The organism is Pseudomonas fluorescens (genome assembly GCF_005938625.1).
GTDB classification, from domain to species: domain Bacteria; phylum Pseudomonadota; class Gammaproteobacteria; order Pseudomonadales; family Pseudomonadaceae; genus Aquipseudomonas; species Aquipseudomonas fluorescens_BD.
Genome location: NZ_VCNJ01000034.1, coordinates 20,318 through 38,573 on the forward strand (window position 1 = coordinate 20,318; position 18,256 = coordinate 38,573).

The 18,256-nt window shown below is 59.4% G+C and carries 16 protein-coding genes and 1 pseudogene; 10 read left to right on the forward strand and 7 right to left on the reverse strand.

The window, feature by feature from the left end:
• Nucleotides 1-103 precede the first annotated feature (103 nt).
• Together FGA82_RS21005 and FGA82_RS32495 are read left to right on the forward strand one after the other, a co-directional pair.
• On the forward strand, nt 104-1,192 hold the full coding sequence (locus tag FGA82_RS21005; protein WP_249384270.1) for an SDR family oxidoreductase: 1,089 nt from the start codon (nt 104-106) through the stop codon (nt 1,190-1,192).
• Between the two features lie 340 nt (nt 1,193-1,532).
• Nucleotides 1,533-1,817, forward strand: a pseudogene (locus FGA82_RS32495) (LysR substrate-binding domain-containing protein); the annotation flags it as partial.
• Nucleotides 1,818-1,951: 134 nt separating this feature from the next.
• Here the strand turns inward: FGA82_RS32495 and FGA82_RS21015 are convergent.
• Entirely contained in the window at nt 1,952-2,389 is a 438-nt protein-coding gene (locus tag FGA82_RS21015) for a nuclear transport factor 2 family protein (RefSeq protein WP_163005358.1), read from the reverse strand.
• A 195-nt stretch (nt 2,390-2,584) separates the two neighbouring features.
• Between FGA82_RS21015 and FGA82_RS21020 the strand changes: the two genes are divergently transcribed.
• A complete protein-coding gene (locus FGA82_RS21020) occupies nt 2,585-3,451 on the forward strand; it encodes an AraC family transcriptional regulator (RefSeq protein ID WP_069556797.1) in 867 nt (288 codons plus the stop codon).
• 356 nt (nt 3,452-3,807) lie between these two features.
• On the opposite strand, the gene FGA82_RS21025 is transcribed toward FGA82_RS21020, so the two are convergent.
• Entirely contained in the window at nt 3,808-4,239 is a 432-nt protein-coding gene (locus FGA82_RS21025) for a type II secretion system protein N (protein WP_141128576.1), read from the reverse strand.
• Nucleotides 4,240-4,358: 119 nt separating this feature from the next.
• Here FGA82_RS21025 and FGA82_RS21030 point away from each other — a divergent pair, with 119 nt between their 5' ends.
• Together FGA82_RS21030 and FGA82_RS21035 are read left to right on the forward strand one after the other, a co-directional pair.
• Nucleotides 4,359-4,805 (forward strand): GspH/FimT family pseudopilin, encoded by a 447-nt coding sequence (locus FGA82_RS21030; protein ID WP_141128577.1) that lies wholly within the window; start codon nt 4,359-4,361, stop codon nt 4,803-4,805.
• Nucleotides 4,802-5,410 (forward strand): prepilin-type N-terminal cleavage/methylation domain-containing protein, encoded by a 609-nt coding sequence (locus FGA82_RS21035; RefSeq protein ID WP_008087982.1) that lies wholly within the window; start codon nt 4,802-4,804, stop codon nt 5,408-5,410. Before FGA82_RS21030 ends, FGA82_RS21035 begins: the two co-directional genes overlap by 4 nt.
• Before the next feature lie 274 nt (nt 5,411-5,684).
• On the opposite strand, the gene FGA82_RS21040 is transcribed toward FGA82_RS21035, so the two are convergent.
• Genes FGA82_RS21040 through FGA82_RS21050 form a run of 3 tightly spaced genes read right to left on the reverse strand, consistent with a single transcriptional unit; the run spans nt 5,685 to nt 7,868 of the window.
• Nucleotides 5,685-6,623: a FecR family protein gene (locus FGA82_RS21040; protein ID WP_141128578.1), complete on the reverse strand. Its 939-nt coding sequence runs from the start codon at nt 6,621-6,623 to the stop codon at nt 5,685-5,687.
• A 31-nt stretch (nt 6,624-6,654) separates the two neighbouring features.
• Entirely contained in the window at nt 6,655-7,206 is a 552-nt protein-coding gene (locus tag FGA82_RS21045; RefSeq protein WP_141128579.1) for an RNA polymerase sigma factor, read from the reverse strand.
• Complete coding sequence (locus FGA82_RS21050; RefSeq protein WP_141128580.1) at nt 7,203-7,868, reverse strand: secretin and TonB N-terminal domain-containing protein; 666 nt, start codon at nt 7,866-7,868, stop codon at nt 7,203-7,205. Before FGA82_RS21050 ends, FGA82_RS21045 begins: the two co-directional genes overlap by 4 nt.
• A gap of 207 nt (nt 7,869-8,075) precedes the next feature.
• Between FGA82_RS21050 and FGA82_RS21055 the strand changes: the two genes are divergently transcribed.
• Nucleotides 8,076-8,390: a hypothetical protein gene (locus FGA82_RS21055; RefSeq protein WP_141128581.1), complete on the forward strand. Its 315-nt coding sequence runs from the start codon at nt 8,076-8,078 to the stop codon at nt 8,388-8,390.
• 523 nt (nt 8,391-8,913) lie between these two features.
• On the opposite strand, the gene FGA82_RS21065 is transcribed toward FGA82_RS21055, so the two are convergent.
• The gene (locus FGA82_RS21065; RefSeq protein WP_016984408.1) at nt 8,914-9,354 is read right to left on the reverse strand and encodes a carboxymuconolactone decarboxylase family protein; all 441 of its coding nucleotides are present in this window, start codon (nt 9,352-9,354) and stop codon (nt 8,914-8,916) included.
• A gap of 311 nt (nt 9,355-9,665) precedes the next feature.
• On the opposite strand from FGA82_RS21065, the gene FGA82_RS21070 reads away from it, so the two are divergent.
• The 4 genes from FGA82_RS21070 to FGA82_RS21085 all read left to right on the forward strand — a co-directional run bounded on the left by FGA82_RS21070 (nt 9,666) and on the right by FGA82_RS21085 (nt 13,054).
• A complete protein-coding gene (locus FGA82_RS21070) occupies nt 9,666-11,099 on the forward strand; it encodes a PLP-dependent aminotransferase family protein (RefSeq protein ID WP_141128582.1) in 1,434 nt (477 codons plus the stop codon).
• Nucleotides 11,100-11,222: 123 nt separating this feature from the next.
• Nucleotides 11,223-11,516, forward strand: a complete 294-nt coding sequence (locus tag FGA82_RS21075; RefSeq protein ID WP_016984406.1) for a putative quinol monooxygenase — start codon at nt 11,223-11,225, stop codon at nt 11,514-11,516.
• A 191-nt stretch (nt 11,517-11,707) separates the two neighbouring features.
• The gene (locus FGA82_RS21080) at nt 11,708-12,112 is read left to right on the forward strand and encodes a cupin domain-containing protein (protein WP_141128583.1); all 405 of its coding nucleotides are present in this window, start codon (nt 11,708-11,710) and stop codon (nt 12,110-12,112) included.
• A 228-nt stretch (nt 12,113-12,340) separates the two neighbouring features.
• Nucleotides 12,341-13,054, forward strand: a complete 714-nt coding sequence (locus FGA82_RS21085; protein WP_141128584.1) for an ATPase — start codon at nt 12,341-12,343, stop codon at nt 13,052-13,054.
• A gap of 165 nt (nt 13,055-13,219) precedes the next feature.
• Here the strand turns inward: FGA82_RS21085 and FGA82_RS21090 are convergent, their stop codons facing one another.
• Entirely contained in the window at nt 13,220-18,115 is a 4,896-nt protein-coding gene (locus FGA82_RS21090) for an NAD-glutamate dehydrogenase (RefSeq protein ID WP_141128585.1), read from the reverse strand.
• Between the last annotated feature and the right edge of the window lie 141 nt (nt 18,116-18,256).

Here is an 18,256-nt window from a genome sequence, read left to right on the forward strand (position 1 = left end):
TGAATGTATGTCATAGAAGCCAGTCGTGATTGCAGTCTATATCACAGATGCTGGCGAAGGCATTCTCTCTCTACCGCACACAACGTGCACAAGGAGAGAACTGATGAGTGATATTCAAAACGGGGAAGACCGCATGATCCCAGCACGGCCCCATTCAAAGGTCGCGCTGGTCGTCGGCGCAAACGGCATCATCGGCAACGCCGTCGCGCAGGAACTCAAGCGTGAAGGCTGGCGTGTCAGAGCGCTTGATCGTCGAACGGTCACCGGCACCGAGACGGTCATCGCCGACCTGACGGACGCCGATGCCGTTGCCATCGCGGTGAAGGCTGCCCGGGATACCACGCATGTTTTTTACGCGGCCTATAGTCCCGATCCGGACCTGGCGGTAGAAGCCAATCGCAATGCCGATATGTTGGCCAACGTCCTCGACGGACTGGAACGAGCCGACTCGGCTCTTGAGCGGGTGGTCATCTATCAGGGTTTCAAAATCTACGGCTCTCACCTCGGCGCGAACGTGCGCACGCCTGCGCGGGAAAGTGACGCTGGGCATATGCCGCCGAACCTGTATCTCGCTCAGGAAGCGCAACTCAAACAGCGCGCGGATAAGGCTCGCTGGGACTATGTAGCTTTGCGCCCTGACTTGGTGATCGGGGATATCTTTGGCAACCCGATGAACATTGCATTGGTCATTGGCGTCTTCGCGGAACTGTCTCGGGAGCTGGGTATCCCGCTGCGTTTCCCCGGCACCGATAAAGCCTACGGCCAGTTGCAGCAATTCACCGATGCCGGCTTGCTGGCCCGGGCCAGTGTCTGGGCTGCACTCAGCGAGTCGGCGGGTGGAGAGGCGTTCAATATTACCAACGGTGACATTTTCCGTTGGGAACGCATGTGGCAAGACGCGGCCACGCATCTGGGGATGGAAACGGCATCTGTGGTGCCCCTGACGCTGGCGCGTCATATGCCGGACAAGGCCGAACTGTGGAGCAAGATCTCCAAGCGTCACGGCTTGATCCAGCCGGACTTGGGAAAACTGGTGGGATGGGGTTTCGGCGATTTCATCTTCCACACTGAGACAGACATCATTTCAGACACCAACAAAATCTACCGTTACGGATTTACTGAAAGAGTTGACTCAACAGCATCACTGTTGGACGCGCTGGACAGTCTGAGGAAACAGCGAGTGCTTCCCTAAGAAACCTAATTCGGTAAGTTGCCACTGAAGCAAACACCTCCATTGGGATTTGGCACTCAGTTACACTTGCCAGATTCCACCCAGGCTCACAATGAGCAAAGCCCCTGACAGTGCCAAATCAATTCAGGGGTAGCTTATGACCGGCTTCTGGCTTTCGCGACCGGCTGAAAACGCACCAAAGATGCCCGTCGCATAGGCAGTAAACGGTCATAGCTGCCTGCCGCGAACGCCTGCAATGGATCGTTTTCTGCCTCTCATGACAGACAGCAATCGGCCAATAGCTGCCAGTCACAGAAGGTTGCTTACGACCCAAAGCGAACGGTCGCGACAGGGAGAACTTGGCCGAATGACACGGATGGCGGTGGATGCCTGGCGCCAGAAGCAACGTTTTAGTCCGAACATCGTGCTGGAAGCTAACTCGATTGCCATCTTGAACAATGTACTCAAGCAATGTCGCTTGGCGACTATCCTTCTCGACGCGATAGTGCGTGAGCAAGCTGGATTACGTGAGCTTCGGACAATCCTATCGTTGCCTGGTCGCACAGTGGTGCTGTATCGCCGAAACAATGGGTATCACAGCGTGGCCGCTGACGCGTTTGCGAAACTCGTAAGCGTTCTGAGAACCCGCGTGTGCCTTATTGCCTGGGCGAAAATCGTTGGAAGCGGGTCGATTGCATCGCGCCCGCTGTAGCCCAAAAAACACATCTGTTTCGACATATGAATAGCCCTGTCAAAGGGATCAGGTAGTCAGGCCAGGCATTATGCCGCCGGAAATAGCGGGAATCCGGTTCCGGAGAACGCTTCGGTGTCGAGCCAGAGGTACTGAAAGGATCTGCTCTTGAAAACCCAATCGTCTCCCGAGCGTTGCAGCACATCGAACGCAATGCAGTGATTGCGGTAGTACTTCTCGCCTGGGCCGCGTGCAGATTCATGCACGAATGTGCGGGTAGTTGCCTGATCACCGTCGATAACAATCACCCCCGGCAGTGCGAATTGGACGAAGAACTCCTTGCCTGCGCGCAGTTTGTGAAGCAGCGCCACGTTGTTGTCTGGGCCTTTGGAGTACTGGCCGTGAGGGGCTTGACCAATGATGAATTCGCCATCATCTGCCCAAACCGAGTAAAACATTGCGAGGTCTGCGCGAGTCGCGCTGTCGGCGAAACGTGCAATGGTGTTCCGGATGGACGCCTCGTCCATGAATTGCTGCAAGCGAGAAGGTTGGTCTGACATCATCGGCCCTCTAAGCCAGGGTTATATTGGATGCCTCCACTTTCGCGAACATCCGGCCCGACCACATCCTCGATAGTGCTAAAGCCTTGCCTGATCCTACCAACTGTTTTAGTTTGAGAAACCACTGGCCTGTCGCGAGTGCGACCAGGATCGATAGCCATCATGCTGGAACATCTTCTCGCAATAGTGAGCCGACATCGCGGTTGCGCCGATCTATCAAACACTCTTCCCCGACTGACAATCAGATCCACAGATGCTCCGGTTCCTCCGACCCCGGCTCTATTTGCGCCGAAGTTCTATCTGCTGCTGCAAGGCGCCAAGCGGATGAACATTGCCGATAGCACGTTTGACTGCCATCCGGGCACCTGTGCAGTGGCATCGGTCGGGTTACCGTTCGTGAGTGAAGTGGTAGAGGCGAGCCCGGAAAAACCTTATATCAGTGTCGAATTAATGCTCGATGCAGGGATCGTCGCTGGCTTGCTTCTCGATATGAGCAAGTCCACCCAACCGTATCCGCAGGCGGGCGCTATCTCTATCGCCCAAGCCGATAGCAGTTTTGTCGAGCCGTTGGTTCGCTTCATCGGTCTGCTTGACACGCCAGCAGAGGTTAAGGTGCTTGGCTCCCAGTTCGAGCGCGAGTTCTACTACCGCCTATTGTTAAGTCCGCTAGGCTCCAGGCTCTGCCAAATTGGAATGCACAACACCCGGTTCGGACAAATCAAAATCGCGGCAGACTGGATCAGCGCGAACGCCGATAAGCCGATGAGTGTGCATTGGCTTGCCGCTCATGTCGGTATGAGCGTCACGTCGTTCCACCGACATTTCAAGGCGGTTACTGCACATAGTCCGCTCGCTTACCAGCGACAACTTAGGCTACTCGCTGCTCGACGGCTGCTCGCATCCGGAGCATCAAATGTTACAGGTGTCGCATTTGAGACCGGATACGCCAGCCCCTCTCAGTTCAGTCGAGAATACAAGAAGGCTTTCGGCGTAGCGCCGAACCGCGACGCTTTATCACTGCGCCGCTGATTTGAGCTTTTTCAATCGGATCAGGCTCGAATTGCGCGTGAGTCTCTATGCGTCAGGCGGCTGGAAAGCTTGAAGCGCATTTAAAGTCAATGTGTTTGGGTTGTTGACGAAGGCCCGGCGCAATGCCGGGTTTTGGCTTTCAGCGCAGTTGCTGTTTGTACTACCCAATGGGGTTCTTAGTCTATGTGATGCGATGGTGGAGGGTCCGCTTCTGGCCGATAGCGGACATTCTCGACTGCCCGCTTTCGGCCAAAAGCGACCACAAGCATTCCCTTGCTGTCGGCTCTCTGCTTTTGCAGAGGCGCTTAAACTGGCATTCAGTTAAACGGCAAAAATAACGACGTAACCCTTACAAATCAGGGCCTCGTAAGTCTCGGCAACACCACCCCCTCCCCCAACCTCTCCACACCCAACCGCACCCTCTCCCCACCCTGCTCAATCACCACCCCATCCCCCTCCACCGCCACCAACTTCACCCCAGGCCCAACCTTCTCTCCCTGCAAAAAACTCCTCGGCGGCCCATCGTTCAGGCTCAGTATCGCCACCGCCCCCCGACTTCCCGCCATCACCCCGCTCACCTTGATATCCATCGGCGCCGTCTGATTGGAAAACCACTGCAACGCCGGGCTATCACTGCGCGCCGCCAGCAACTGCGGGGCCGCTGCCGGGGTGTGTGATTCGGCGGTGGTCAGTAGCAGCGACGACCATGTCGCCACGCCGACCAGCGCGGCGAGCAGCGCGAGGGCCTGGACCATTTGGGGTGGGGAAAAGCGTGTGGTGAAGGTCATGGGTTGAATCTCCTTTTTATCCTGCTGTCAGCGTACGCGGCAATTCTCTCCGTTTTATTTCACACGCCTTACATGTTGGCCGTGCACGATGGCGCAGGACGCAAAGGAGCGCGCGCGCGATGAACAGGCAAGAGGGTTTTACGCTGATCGAGTTGATGGTGGTGCTGGTGATCATCGGCATCGCCAGTGCGGCGATCAGCTTGAGTATCAAGCCCGATCCGTTGCAGTTGCTGCGCAAGGATGCCGAGCGTGTGGCGCAGTTGCTGCAGGTGGCGCAGGCGGAGGCGCGGGCGGATGGCCGGCCGATTGTGTGGCTGAGCAATGCCAAGGGGTTTCGGTTTAGTCGGCGCAGTGACAGTGGCAAGGGGTTTGATCATTTCGCGCAGGATCCGCAGTTGCGGCCGCGTGCCTGGCAGAGTCCGAAGATGGAGGTGCGGGTGGAGCCGAAACAGAGGGTTGTGCTGAACGCTGAGTGGATCAATCCGCCGCTGCAATTGACGTTGTCGGATGGCTTGAATCGCTTGAGTGTGCTGCGTGATGGCAGTGGAAGGATCAGCCTGCAATGAAGCGCCAGCAAGGGTTTACGTTGATTGAGGTGATGGTCGCGATTTTGCTGATGGCGGTGGTGAGTCTGATTGCCTGGCGGGGGCTGGACAGTGTGACGCGGGCGGACAGTCATTTGCAGGCGAGCAGTGAGCAGAGTGACGGTTTGTTGCGGGCGCTGAATCAGTTGCAGCGGGATGTGGAGATGCGGGCGGGGGTTGAGTTGACTGAGCCGAAGAAGGTTGGGGTGGATGATGAACCGCCGAGCGCACCGCCCGCTCTGACTGTACGCAGTAGCGACAGTAAGGGGTTTCGCCTGGACATTATTCGTACGGCGGCGGATCAGCCGGGAGCTTTGCAGCGGGTGCGCTGGTGGGTCAAGGGCGACACTTTGTATCGGGCGGTGGCTGAGGCGCGGAGTCGGTATCCGCTGCCGGCGCCTGGGAATGGGGTGGCTGTTTTGAGTGATGTCAGTGATGTGCAGGTGCGGGTTTGGGAGGTGGATAAGGGCTGGCGGCAGTTGAGCGGGAATCGGCGGGAGGATCCGTTGGGGTTGGAGATTCGGTTGAGTCGGGGGACGGCGCAGGGAGTGGAGAAGTATCGGCAGGTGATTGGGCCGTTGGAGTGACATATATCCCTTCTGATCGGATATTCCTGTAGGAGCTGCCGAAGGCTGCGATCTTTTGACTTTGATTTTGAAGATCAAAAGATCGCAGCCTTCGGCAGCTCCTACATTTGGATTGGGGGTAGTCAGTTGGGGGGTGGTTGGCTGTGAGGGCGTCATCGAGAGCAGGCTCACTCCTACATTGGGATTGGGTGAGGTCAGTTGGGGATTGGTTGGCTGTGAGGCCGCCATCGCTGGCAGCTCCCACAGGGGGTGGTGGTGTGTTGGCGGGTGTGGGTTAGCTGAGGACGACGACGCCGCCGGGGAGTTCGGTGCATTTGATGCCGTAGGCGTCGCGGATCAGCAGTGCGACGCCGGCGAGTTGGTCGAGGCTGAAGCGGGCCTGGACGCGGCGTTGGCCGAGTTCGCGGTTGAGCAGCAGCAACATGCCGGGGCGGTAGCGGTTGATTTCGTCGATCATCTGGCTGAGGGTCGCGCCGTTGAAGACCAGCACTTGTTGGCGCCAGTTCATCACTGCGGCTGTGTCGACACTTTGTACGCTGCCGACTTGCCGCGCGTCGTAGGTCACTTGCTGGCCCGGTTCGAGGCGCAGGCTGCGGCCTTCCACGTCGACTTCAACGGCGCCGTCGAGGCAAGTTACGCAAACTTGTTGATCAGTATTACGCAGGTTGAAACGCCCCTGACTGGCGCGCAACCACCCTCCTCCAGCCTGCATCGCCAGCGGCAAGCGTGCGGTCTGCACTTCGACTTCGCCGCTGACCAGTTCAAAGCCCTGCACGCCGTTATCGATGGAGCGCTGATTGATCCGCGTCTGGGTGTTCAGCTCCAGGCTCACGCCTTGCGCCGGTTCGAAGCGGCGCTGCTGGCCGACTTCGGTGATGTAGTCGGCGCCGAGCCCTTCGAAGCCGCCGGGAATCGTCCCGCGCACCAGCAAAAACGCCGCCGACGCAGCAATCGCACCACCGAGAAAAGCACGTCGACCAAACCCGCGCGGCGCCTGCATTTGCTCCACGGCCGGTTGCAGTTGCTGCCACAACCGCTTGGCCTCTTCGAACGCGCGGGCATGCTCGGCACTCTGCGCGCACCATTCGCGCAGGGCGCGGGCGTCGGCCACAGTGGCGCGGCCGGAGGTCAGCAGGACCAGCCAGTCGCGGGCTTCGCTGTGCAGATGGTCGGCCGCCGATGGCTCGGCAGGTGTCAGTCGAAAGATGTTCAAACGCGCAGATTCTCAACGAATTGATCGGGCACTATTCAGAAGACGGTTTTCCGGCCCCGCGACCGAACCGCTGAAACACTTTTCTTTCCAGTTTCGCGGCGCAGAAGCCCAATGCAGCTTTGATTTCCTTCTCGACCATGCGCGTGGAAATGCCGAAGCGCTGAGAAATTTCCAGGTGCGGCGCCTCTTCCAGACGCGCCGCGATGAAGATCTTCCGACGCCGTGCGGGCAGCTCGTACAACGCACTGAGCAGTGACTGGACTTCCTTTTGCCCGCCCACTACTCGCGCCGGGTCGAGGGCTTCGTCGCCGATCTGCAGCAGTTCCTCGACTTCCTCGCCGGTGAGCAGGCGCGCATCGGCCTGGCGGCGGTCGGCGGCGATGTTCAGGGCCATGCGATAGAGGTAAGCGTTGGGCCGCAGAACGTTCGGCGGCGTCTCCATGCGGTCGACGCGCAGGTAGGTTTCGTGCAGCACGTCGTTGGCCAGATCTTCCGAACCGAGACGCCTGCGCAGGCGCACCCGAAAGTCCTCGTAGGACGTCAGGAACAGTTGGACCATCGAACCTTGTCCGGTGTCTTTCATCCCCCGGAAACTCCTTCCCATTTGGTGCATTCCATGCGTTTCCCTGACGACTCCGGTAACAACAGCAACGTGACCGGCTGACGCAAGGCGCTGGGCGTCGGCCGGTCGATTTTGAGGTTGCGAAAACTTTCCACCAGCGCGTTGTCGCGCCGTACATCGCCGGTCGAAGTGACCAACCGGTTGTGCTGCACCAAACCATCGCGGCCGACCCAGACCTGCAACACCGCGCGATAACTGCCCGGCCGGGTCAGCGGCGAGCGGCACAGATTGCGCTCGATCGCCGCTTGCACCGCCGTGGCGTAACTGCGGTTGACCGCGACGCTTTCCGGCGTCTGTTTTTGTGCCGGCGCCGGTACGTCTTCGACCTGCGCCACTTGCAACGTAAACGCGTCGTCGCGGGCATAACGCGCCATCAAACCACTGCCGCCGAGCAATCGACGCAGGGCATCGGCGGCGGTGAATTCACCGTCCACCGCCAGCGAGCGACGACCGCGACTCAACTGGCTGTCGACCAGCACCGCAACGCCTGTGGCGTGGCTGTACTGATCCAGCGCTTGCGCCAGATCCTGTGCCGGAATATGCAGCGTCATGCGCAAGTCCGCCGGCACCGCATCGGCCATGGCATGGCCCGCCGCACAGCCAAGCAGCCACCCCAGACACATCCGGCGCACAAGCCTTGTTGAACGCTGAAAACCGTCCGTGGAATTGCCTCGCTGCACGGCTGACGAATCCTTGGAAATCGTCATCCTGAGGGCTGTTTATGAATCTGGTGTGACGGGCGGTGCAAAAAAACCATCACGGGAATTGCGCACGGCTTGCACTAGACTCACGCCATAGCGCGGCCCCGTCGGGCCGGCCAGGAGGCGAGCATGAACACACTGTGGCGATTGAGCCTTGGCGGGCTGTTGTTGATAGCGCTGTCGAGCGCTTATGCCGAGCAGCCGTTGGGCTGTGTCGAGGTGACGGTCGGCGGCTACAAGGCGCCGAATTACGACTGTTTGAGCCAGCAGATGGGCAACAACCCGGAAGGCGCTGCGGCGGCGGAGAAGAATCAAGAGGCGCTGAATGTGCCGGTGAACAAACGGCCGCCGAATCAGGTTGGACTGGCGACACCTGCCGCCACCAGTACGCGGATGGGCAATACCTTTGGCACGTCGGTGAAACCGCAACGCCCCCCGCAATGATTTTGATCGTTCCCACGCTCCGCGTGGGAATGCAGCCCGGGACGCTCCGCGTCCCATCCAGAGCCGAACGCAGAGCGTCCGTTGAGGCATTCCCACGCAGAGCGTGGGAACGATCATGGGGGGCTCAGTCGCTGACCGCTCGTTCCCGTGCTCCGCGTGGGAATGCAGCCCGGGACGCTCCGCGTCCCACCCGAAGCCGAACGCAGAGCGTCCGTTGAGGCATTCCCACGCAGAGCGTGGGAACGATCATGGGGGGCTCAGTCGCTGACCGATCGTTCCTACGCTCCGCGTGGGAATGCAGCCCGGGACGCTCTGCGTCCCACCCGAAGCCGAACGCGGAGCGTCCGTTGAGGCATTCCCACGCAGAGCGTGGGAACGATCCTGTGGTGTTCAGTCGCTTACCGATCGTTCCTACGCTCCGCGTGGGAATGCAGCCCGGGACGCTCTGCGTCCCATCCAGAGCCGAACGCGAAGCGTCCGTTGAGGCATTCCCACGCAGAGCGTGGGAACGATCAGGGCGGGCTCAATCGCTTGGGGTTTGGCGGAAGCTGACGGCGAGTCGATTCCAGCTGTTGATGGTGGTGACGGCCATGGTCAGGTCGACCAGTTCCCCTTCGCTGAATTGCTCGCGCGCCTGCTGATACACCTCATCAGGTACGCGGCTGTCCGCCAACAACGTCACCGCCTCCGCCCAGGCCAACGCCGCACGCTCGCGCGGGTTGAAGAAGTTGCTGTCGCGCCACACCGCGATCGCATACAGGCGCCGATCACTCTCCCCGGCCCGCCGCGCGTCCACCGAATGCATGTCGGTGCAGAACGCGCAGCCGTTGAGTTGCGAGGCGCGGATCCTGATCAGTTGCAGCAGCGGCTGCTCGATACTGAGGTTGGCGGTCAGCGCCTCCATGGCAATCATCGCTTTCATCGCCTTGGGCGAAGCGTTGTAGTAATCCAGGCGCGGGGACATGGTCAGGTCTCGGTAGACGGAATAATGAGTTCACCGTAAACGCCGACAGCGATGCATTACAGCCCCAATTGCACGAAAAGTCGCTACACCAATCACCATGAGCCGAGCACAAATCCCTGTAGGAGTGAGCCTGCTCGCGATAGCGGTGTGTCAGGCAATATTGATGTCGGATGTGCCACCGTGATCGCGAGCAGGCTCACTCCTACAGGGATCTAGGCCAATTTCGGGTTTTTCGGGTAGGCAACTATTGCCAATCAAACAACAGCGGTAATCTGGCGGGCACGCCTAATAGCCCCAGGAGCCTCGTCGGTATGGAACTTCACGTCGTGATCAACGGCCGCAAGGATCTTGCCGGTCAGTTGTATCAGCAGTTGCGCGGCGCCATCGAATCCGGGCGTCTGGCCGCTGGCACGCAATTGCCGCCCAGTCGCCTCCTCGCCGAGCAACTGGGCATCTCGCGCAAGACCATTTCCGACACCTACGCGCAGCTGACCTACGAAAACTTCCTCACCGGGGTGATCGGCAAAGGCACCTACGTCAACGCCCGTCCGGCGCAGATCCAGCGCAAGCAAAGCCACACTGAACTGGCCGGCGCTGAGGTGATCGAGAGCTGGCGCAATCTGCCGGTGTTTCTGCGCCATCCGACACTGGAAGGCTCGCTGCGCTACGACTTCATTGGTGGCGCGACGAGCAAGGGCCAGTTTCCGCAGGATGACTGGCGCCGCTGCGTCGCCCATGCGATGCGCCAAATGGGCCAGTCCAAGGGTTTCTACAGTGTCGCCGAAGGCCTGCCGGCGCTGCGCAATGCGATTGCTCGGCACATCGCGTTTTCCAGGGGGATCAACTGTCAGGACGAAGACATCGTCGTGTGCAACGGCGCGCAACAGGCGCTGGATCTGATCACCCGCGTGCTGATCCGCCCCGGCAGTCTGGTGGCAATGGAAGATCCCGGTTATCCGCCGGCACGCCTGCTGTTCGGCACCCACGGCGCCGAGGTGGTCGGGATTCCGGTGGATGCCGAGGGCATTCAGGTTGAACAGATTCCCGATGGCACGCGCCTTATCTATGTCACGCCTTCGCACCAGTTTCCGCTGGGCATGCCGATGAGTCAGGCGCGCCGTGAAGCCTTGCTGGCCCGCGCTCATGAGTTGGGGGCGATCATCATCGAGGACGACTATGACAGCGAGTTTCGCTACGAAGGCCGGCCGACCGATTCGCTGTTCAATCTCGACCAGCGCGGCATCGTCGCTTACGTCGGTACGTTCTCGAAAACCTTGTTACCCGAGCTGCGTCTGGGTTACGGGATCCTGCCGCCGGCGATCATCGAAGCAGTAATCCGCGCCAAGCAGCTCACCGACCTGCACGCCTCGACCTTGCCGCAATGGGCGTTGGCCAAGTTCATCGCCGAGGGCTGCCTGCTCAAACATATCCGCCGCTGTCATGCGATTTATGCGCAGCGCCGCGAGCGGATTCTGGCGCGCATGGCCACCGATCTGGCGCCATGGCTGGAAGCCGTGCCAGCCAGCGCCGGGTTTCACATGGCGGTGTTCTGCAAGGTGCCCATCGATTTGCCGCTGGTGATCGAACTGGCGAAAAAAGTCGAAGTCGGGTTGTACTCGATCAACGGCTTCTATTATCAGCAACCGGCGAAAAACGGCTTGTACTTCGGCTTCGGCGCCATCGAAACCCTGGACATCGACATCGCGCTGGATCGTCTGCGCGACATTCTGCAACAAGTTGCCTGAATGATTGGTCTGGGCGATTAACCGCCGATTGGTCATTGGTGTTCAGGGGGGGCAGGCCTATCCTGCACAGGCGTTATCCCTCAATGAGCAGGATTCGTCCGGCCTGATTCAGGAGTGTGAGCAATGTCCAACGAAGTGATCAATACAGTCCAGGTGCAGGCTGCGGCCGGCCGCTCGGATGAGCTGGGCAGACAACTGCAGAAGATCGTCGAAACCCTACGCGAAACGCCGGGCTGCGATTCCTACCTGGTCGACCGCTGCCCCGAGGACAGCCACCGCTGGACGGTCAGTGCCCGCTGGCAATCGGAAGCGGCGATGCAGGCGCATTTCAACCGGCCCGAGGCGCAGGGGTTTATTGATCTGATCGATAGTCGGCTGGCCAATAGTGTGGATTTCAACAGCTTTCCTATTGTTTAAAAGCAAGATCAAAAGATCGCAGCCTTCGGCAGCTCCTACAGAGATCGGTGTAGGAGCTGCCGAAGGCTGCGATCTTTTGATTTTGGGAATACTTGAATTGGTCACCTGGTCTTCCCGAATATTGGCCGTTTGAATGCCCTGCCCTGCGGACTACTGTGATCAGCACCCCCAACCCTCACAGGTAACCCGCCATGAAAGCCCTGCACATCTTCTCCGCCGCCCTCGCCTTGAGCCTCTGTACCTCGGCCGCTTTCGCCCACGACCCATCGGAAAAAGTCACCGTCCTGCAAGACCAAATGCTGAAAAACGCCCCCGGCAAAAAAGCCATGATGATCGAAGTCGACTACAAACCCGGCCAGTCCTCCATCGCCCACAAACACGACGGCACCGCTATGGCTTACGTACTCGAAGGCGAAGTGATTTCCCAAGTCAAAGGCGAACAGGCGATTACCTACAAGAAGGGTCAGTTCTGGTACGAGCCTGCCGGCTCCGAACATTTGGTCTCGAAAAACGCCAGCAAGACCAAACCGGCCAAGTTGCTGGTATTCATGGTGCTGTCCCCAGACGAACAAGTGCTGATCCCGCTGAAAAACTGATGGATGTTTAATCAGCCATAAATAAAAAGGCTCAAATCGCTGATTTGGGCCTTTTTATTTCCCGGCGCAATTAACCGCTCAGGGTTACAGCAAATAAGACTATTCAATGCTAACTCAGACAGCAAATTGTCAGGTTACTTACCGCGCGGCGGGTTTAGTCTGAATTAACGGTCGCCAATAACGACCACTCAAACTTTCCGACTGATGTTGTTTCACGGGAGAAACACCATGAAACTTGCGTTCACCAGTGTCTTGGCGATATCGGTTTTAGCGTTGTCCGCATGCTCAGTGCCCACTGCGCCAACAGCGGTTTCATCTCTGGACACCCTGCTCCCCCATCCCACCGGCCGCAGCAGCGCCACTCAGGTAAAAAGCGGCCCCGGCGTGTCGCTCGGCGTGGTCTACAGCCCAAGCACCCAGACCAACCGTGAATACCTGCGCGACTATCAGGCCAATGCCGGCACCGGTTTCGGCCAGAGCCTGCTGGTGCAGCCGATCCATGACGCCTACGTCGCCAGCTCGAAACCGGACATGGCGGTGGACTGGGTCAACGCCTCGCTGCAACGCCAGTTCGGCTCAGTGACGGTGTACCCGGACATGCAAAGCCTGCGTGCGGCCAGACCGGATGTGGTGGCGATCGTTGATACCCATAGCCAACTGATCACCTCACGTAGCTCGGATATCAAAGCGGATGTCAGTGCCGATTTTTACGATGCACGGTTGAACTATATCGGTACGGCGAAAGGTTCGGATGCACGGGAGTTGACGCCGGTGTGGGCGGACTTCAAGCGGTCGGAAGAGATTGTTGCCGATATTAATCAGCAACAGGATGTGCAAGTTCGGGCGTTGCAGAAGTTTGACCAATCGCTCAACAATTTAGTGGCGCGACCTGCGGATAAAGTGTCGATGCTCGATAGTAAACCGTCATCTAAGTTGTATTGATGTCAAGGGCCCCTTCGCGAGCAAGCTCGCTCCCACAGGGGGAATGCATTTCAAGTGTGGGAGCGAGCTTGCTCGCGAAGGGGCCGGAACAGGCACCAAAAAACCTTCAGACATAAAAAAGCCCCGGCATCTCACGACACCGGGGCTTTTTCATTCAGCCACTACTTACGCCAATTCAAGCTCGGCATTCGCAGCAGCCGCAGGCACTACCGCTTGCCCGCTCAACGCCAGATCCAGCAGCTCACGGTTGGCCACCGCGTACATCGCGTAGTCCGTGCCGCTCGCAGCGCGGATTTCCACCAGCATGGCGCGCCAGCGCGAGATCATGCTTTCGTGCTGTTCCATCCACAGCGCCAGACGTGCTTCCACATCCAGTGTGCCGTCGCCCTGTTGCAGGACGGAGATGGTGATCGCACGTTGCTGCCAGTCGACATCATCACGGAACGCTTCACGGGCCAGGGCTTGCCAGTTGTTTTCAACCGGCAGTGCGCTGATCTGTTGCAGGTACCAGGTGATGTCCAGCGCACTGCCCACGGCGAAGTAAGCCTTGGCCACTTCAGCCGGGTTCTGGCCAGTCACGTCGGACGCTTCGATGATCGGCAGCAAGGTGTACAGGTGCGAGGTGCCCGCAACCATACGCGCCAGCAATTCCGGTACACCGGCTTCGACGTAAGCCTGATAACGCGCCTGCCAGTTTTCACGGATTTCGCCGCTCAGCAGTTCGTCGAGTTTCAGGCCCAGCTCTTTCAGGTGCGGACCGAAATGCGCGACGTCACGGGCAGCGTTCTGCTCGTTGCGGCGGGCACGCAGGAACCAGCGCGTAGCGCGACGGCCCAGACGCATCAGCTCGTCCATCAGCTCCAGCTGCACGTCAGCGGAAACCTGATAATCCAGCGCTTCGATCTGACGGAACCAATGCGGGAGGTGGAAGATGTCGCGCACGATCACATAAGCGCCAGCGACGTTCGCCGGGCTCATGCCGGTCGACTCTTTGAGTCGTTGAACGAAGGTGATGCCCATGTGGTTGACCAGATCGTTGGCGATCTGGGTGCTGACGATCTCGCGCTTCAGACGGTGACGACGCATGGCTTCGGAGAACTTGCTGACCAGGGTCGGCGGGAACGCCGTTTCCATGTCGCGAGTCAGGTAATCGTCGTCCGGTACCAGCGAGCCCAACAGCTGCTCTTTGAGGTCGATTTTGCTGTAGGAGATCAGTACCGACAGCTCAGGACGGGTCAGACCGTGGCCTTCAGCAATACGCTCGGCCAGTTGCTCTTCAGTCGGCAGGAACTCGATGGCACGGTCCAGCTTGCCACGGCCTTCCAGATCGCCCATCAAACGCTTGTACTCAGCGATGCGCGCGTAAGCACGACGCGCCGCCAGCGACAGGGCCTGAGTCTGCTTGTAGTTGTTGCCCAGCACCAGATTGCCGACTTCGTCGGTCATGCTCGCCAGCAACTGGTTGCGTTGCTTGTCGGTCATGTCACCGGCCTGAACCACTTCGTTCAGCAGGATCTTGATGTTTACTTCGTGGTCGGAGCAGTCGACGCCACCGGCGTTGTCGATGAAGTCAGTGTTGGAACCGCCGCCATTCAGACCGAATTCGACACGACCCAGTTGAGTCATGCCGAGGTTACCGCCCTCGCCCACGACTTTGCAGCGCAGTTCGTTGCCGTTCACGCGCAGTGCATCGTTGGCCTTGTCGCCGACATCGGCGTGGCTTTCAGTGCTGGCCTTGACGTAAGTGCCGATACCGCCGTTCCACAGCAGATCCACCGGCGCCTTGAGCAAGGCGTTCAGCAGTTCGGTCGGGGTCAGCTTGTCGGCCTTGATGTCGAAGCGTTCCTGCATCTGCGTGGAGATCGCGATGCTCTTCGCGCTGCGCGAGAAGATACCGCCACCTTCGGACATGATGCTGGTGTCGTAGTCGGTCCAGGCCGAGCGCGGCAGGTCGAACATGCGCTGACGCTCGATGAAGCTGGTCGCCGGGTTCGGGTTCGGGTCGATGAAGATGTGCATGTGGTTGAACGCGGCGACCAGTTGCAGCTTGTCGGACATCAACAGGCCGTTACCGAACACGTCACCGGCCATGTCGCCGACGCCGACCACAGTGATGCTGTCTTCTTGAACATTGATGCCGCGCTCGCGGAAGTGACGTTGTACGCCAACCCACGCGCCTTTGGCGGTAATGCCCATTTTCTTGTGGTCGTAACCGGCCGAACCACCGGACGCAAACGCGTCACCCAGCCAGAAACCGTAGTCGATGGCGATGCCGTTGGCGATGTCGGAGAAGGTCGCAGTGCCCTTGTCCGCCGCGACTACCAGGTACGGGTCGTCATCGTCGTGGCGCACCACGTTCAATGGCGGCACCAGCGCACCGTCTTTCAGGTTGTCGGTGATGTCCAACAGACCGGAAATGAAGATGCGGTAGCAGGCGATGCCCTCGGCCGCGATCTCGTCACGGCTGCCGCCCAGCGGCAGGCGACGCGGCAGGAAGCCGCCCTTCGCACCGACTGGCACGATGACCGAGTTCTTCACTTGTTGAGCTTTTACCAGGCCAAGAACTTCGGTACGGAAGTCTTCTTCACGGTCGGACCAGCGCAGACCACCACGAGCGACGTTACCGAAGCGCAGGTGCACGCCTTCAACGCGTGGCGAATAGACGAAGATTTCGAACTTCGGCACTGGCTTCGGCAGTTCAGGGATCGCGTGCGGGTTGAACTTGAAGCTGAAGTACGACTTGTTCTGGCCGTTGGCGTCAGTCTGATAGAAGTTGGTGCGCAGCGTGGCTTTGATCAGGTCGAGGTAACGACGCAGGATGCGGTCTTCGTTGAGCACCTGGACGTCGTCCAGTGCGGTCAGAATCGCTTGTTCCAGACGCTGTTGCTTGTCTTCCAGATCGTCGTCGCTGAGCTTGCGCGCCAGATAGAAGCGGGTCTTGAACAACCGGGTCAGTTCGCGAGCGATGTCGGTGTGGTTGTTCAGGGTGCTGGCGATGTAACCCAGATCGAAGCCCAGACGAATCTGCTTCAGATAACGGGCGTAAGCACGCAGCAGCGCAACGTCGCGCCAAGGCAGGCCGGCGGTCAGTACCAGACGGTTGAACGCATCGTTCTCGGCTTCGCCACGGACGATGTGGACAAAGGCGTCCTGCAGGGTGTCGTTGAGTTGCTGGATGTCGAGGTCCAGGCCTTCAGCGGCGGTGAACGCGAAGTCGTGAATCCAGAACTCGCGGCCATTGGTGTGACGCAGACGGTACGGGAATTCACCCAGTACGCGCAGGCCGAGGTTTTCCAGAATCGGCAGCACGTCGGACAGCGCCAGCGGGGTGTCGGCGTGGTACAGCTTGCAATGCAGCTCGCGCTGGCCGGACACCTGGCCCAGCGGCTGATAGAAGCTCATCACCAACGGATTTTTTTCGTTGAGGCTCAGCAGGTGCTGCATGTCGACCACGGCCGAATGCGCAGCGAAGCGCTCGCGGTAACCGGCCGGGAAGCCTTTCGGGAAGTCGGCCAGCACGTTGGTGCCGTGGGCTTCGCCGAAGCTTTCGACGGTCAGTGCAGCGTAATCGTCCTGCCAGCTGCGGCACGCTTGCACGACTTCTTTTTCCAGCAGCACCGGGTCGATGTCGAGACGGTTTTTCGGGTCGACACGCAGGATCAACTGCACGCGCGCCAGCACGGATTCGGAGAAGAACGTCCAGAATTCGCAATCGGAAGCCTTCAGGCGCTCCATCAGCACTTGCTGGATCTTCTGGCGAACTTCGGTGGAGTAGATGTCGCGCGGCACGTAGGCCAGGCAGTAGCAGAAGCGACCGTACGGGTCTTTGCGCAGGAACACGCGGATCTTGTTGCGTTCCTGGATCTGCACGATCGACATCACCGTGGTGAACAGTTCGTCGACCGGGGTCTGGAACAGGTCATCACGCGGCAGTACTTCAAGCACCTGCGCCAGTTCCTTGCCTAGGTGGGCCTTGGACTGGAAGCCGGAGCGGGTTTCGATTTCTTCGACCTTGCGGCGGATAAACGGGATGACCCGCACGCTCTCGCCATACACCGACGAGGTGTACAGGCCCATGAAGCGGTGTTCCTTGATGACTTTGCCGTCGGCGTCGATTTCACGGATCGACACGTAGTCCGGGTAGGCCGGACGGTGTACACGGCTCGGGTGCGCAGCCTTGGCGAACGACAGCAGGGTCGGTTCGCGCAGGTAGTTCACCGCGTAGTCTTCGATGCGCAGGTCATCGTAGGTCAGGCCGGTGCGCAGCAGTTTGGTCAGGCCGAGGAAGGAGTTCTGGTCGTACTCGATGTGGCCGCCATCGGCCTGATCGGTGACCACGAACTCTTCGTAGCCGAGGAAGGTGAAGTGGTTGCCCACCAGCCATTCCAGGAAGCTTTTGATTTCGTTCTTTTCGTCGGCATCGACGGCAAACGCGCTGTTGTCGAGCTTGGTGAGGATTTCCTGCACCTTGGCTTTCATCGGCTCGAAATCGGCGACCGCGACGCGGACTTCACCGAGAACCTGTTCCAGCTCTTTGCTCAGCACATTCAGTTCGGCCGCGTTGGCGCAGCGGTCGATTTCCAGGTACATCAGCGATTCGTGCAGAACGCCTTCGCCGGTGCTGCCCTTCGGCAGGATTTCCAGCAACTCGCCCTTGCTGCCACGACGCACGCTGAGCACGGTGGTTTGCAGGGTGTGGATGCTGTAGCCGCGACGGTTCAGCTCGGTGCGGACCGAGTCGACGAGGAATGGCAGGTCATGGTGCAGGACTTCGACCGCGGTGTGGGTCGACTGCCAGCCATGACGCTCGTAATCAGGGTTGTAGACGCGCACTTGCGGTTGCGCGTGATCGAAGCGCTCAAGCAGGCGCCACGCAGAGAGAGTACAGCCAGCGAGGTCGGAGAGGCGACGTTGAGTCAGCTCGTCCAGGGAAATGATGCCGAAGAATTGTTCAGCGAACAGCGCCACTTGTGGCAGTGCCTGTTCACTGATGTGCTGCGCCAGTGCCGCTTGCAGTTGGTGCTGGAAGTCGGCTTTGCTGGCTGCGGTGAAGAACGCCATCTGTGGTACTCCGCTTAAGCTTGTTATTGATGGAAAGCGTCGCGTGCAACACCCCTTTCGGGGCTTGTGTCGCCCTGTTCCTGATTCTCGGGCAGAGGAAACAGGGGGACAGGTGGGTGAAGCTGGACGGGACACTCAGGT

Coding starts and splice junctions, on each gene's coding strand:
- FGA82_RS21075 (WP_016984406.1), top strand. CDS start 11,223: ATGTCCAACGAAGTGATCAATACAGTCCAGGTGCAGGCTGCGGCCGGC.
- FGA82_RS21050 (WP_141128580.1), bottom strand. CDS start 7,868: ATGTGTCTGGGGTGGCTGCTTGGCTGTGCGGCGGGCCATGCCATGGCC.
- FGA82_RS21035 (WP_008087982.1), top strand. CDS start 4,802: ATGAAGCGCCAGCAAGGGTTTACGTTGATTGAGGTGATGGTCGCGATT.
- FGA82_RS21025 (WP_141128576.1), bottom strand. CDS start 4,239: ATGACCTTCACCACACGCTTTTCCCCACCCCAAATGGTCCAGGCCCTC.
- FGA82_RS21055 (WP_141128581.1), top strand. CDS start 8,076: ATGAACACACTGTGGCGATTGAGCCTTGGCGGGCTGTTGTTGATAGCG.
- FGA82_RS21020 (WP_069556797.1), top strand. CDS start 2,585: ATGCTGGAACATCTTCTCGCAATAGTGAGCCGACATCGCGGTTGCGCC.
- FGA82_RS21080 (WP_141128583.1), top strand. CDS start 11,708: ATGAAAGCCCTGCACATCTTCTCCGCCGCCCTCGCCTTGAGCCTCTGT.
- FGA82_RS21030 (WP_141128577.1), top strand. CDS start 4,359: ATGAACAGGCAAGAGGGTTTTACGCTGATCGAGTTGATGGTGGTGCTG.
- FGA82_RS21090 (WP_141128585.1), bottom strand. CDS start 18,115: ATGGCGTTCTTCACCGCAGCCAGCAAAGCCGACTTCCAGCACCAACTG.
- FGA82_RS21085 (WP_141128584.1), top strand. CDS start 12,341: ATGAAACTTGCGTTCACCAGTGTCTTGGCGATATCGGTTTTAGCGTTG.
- FGA82_RS21015 (WP_163005358.1), bottom strand. CDS start 2,389: ATGGACGAGGCGTCCATCCGGAACACCATTGCACGTTTCGCCGACAGC.
- FGA82_RS21065 (WP_016984408.1), bottom strand. CDS start 9,354: ATGTCCCCGCGCCTGGATTACTACAACGCTTCGCCCAAGGCGATGAAA.
- FGA82_RS21070 (WP_141128582.1), top strand. CDS start 9,666: ATGGAACTTCACGTCGTGATCAACGGCCGCAAGGATCTTGCCGGTCAG.
- FGA82_RS21005 (WP_249384270.1), top strand. CDS start 104: ATGAGTGATATTCAAAACGGGGAAGACCGCATGATCCCAGCACGGCCC.
- FGA82_RS21045 (WP_141128579.1), bottom strand. CDS start 7,206: ATGAAAGACACCGGACAAGGTTCGATGGTCCAACTGTTCCTGACGTCC.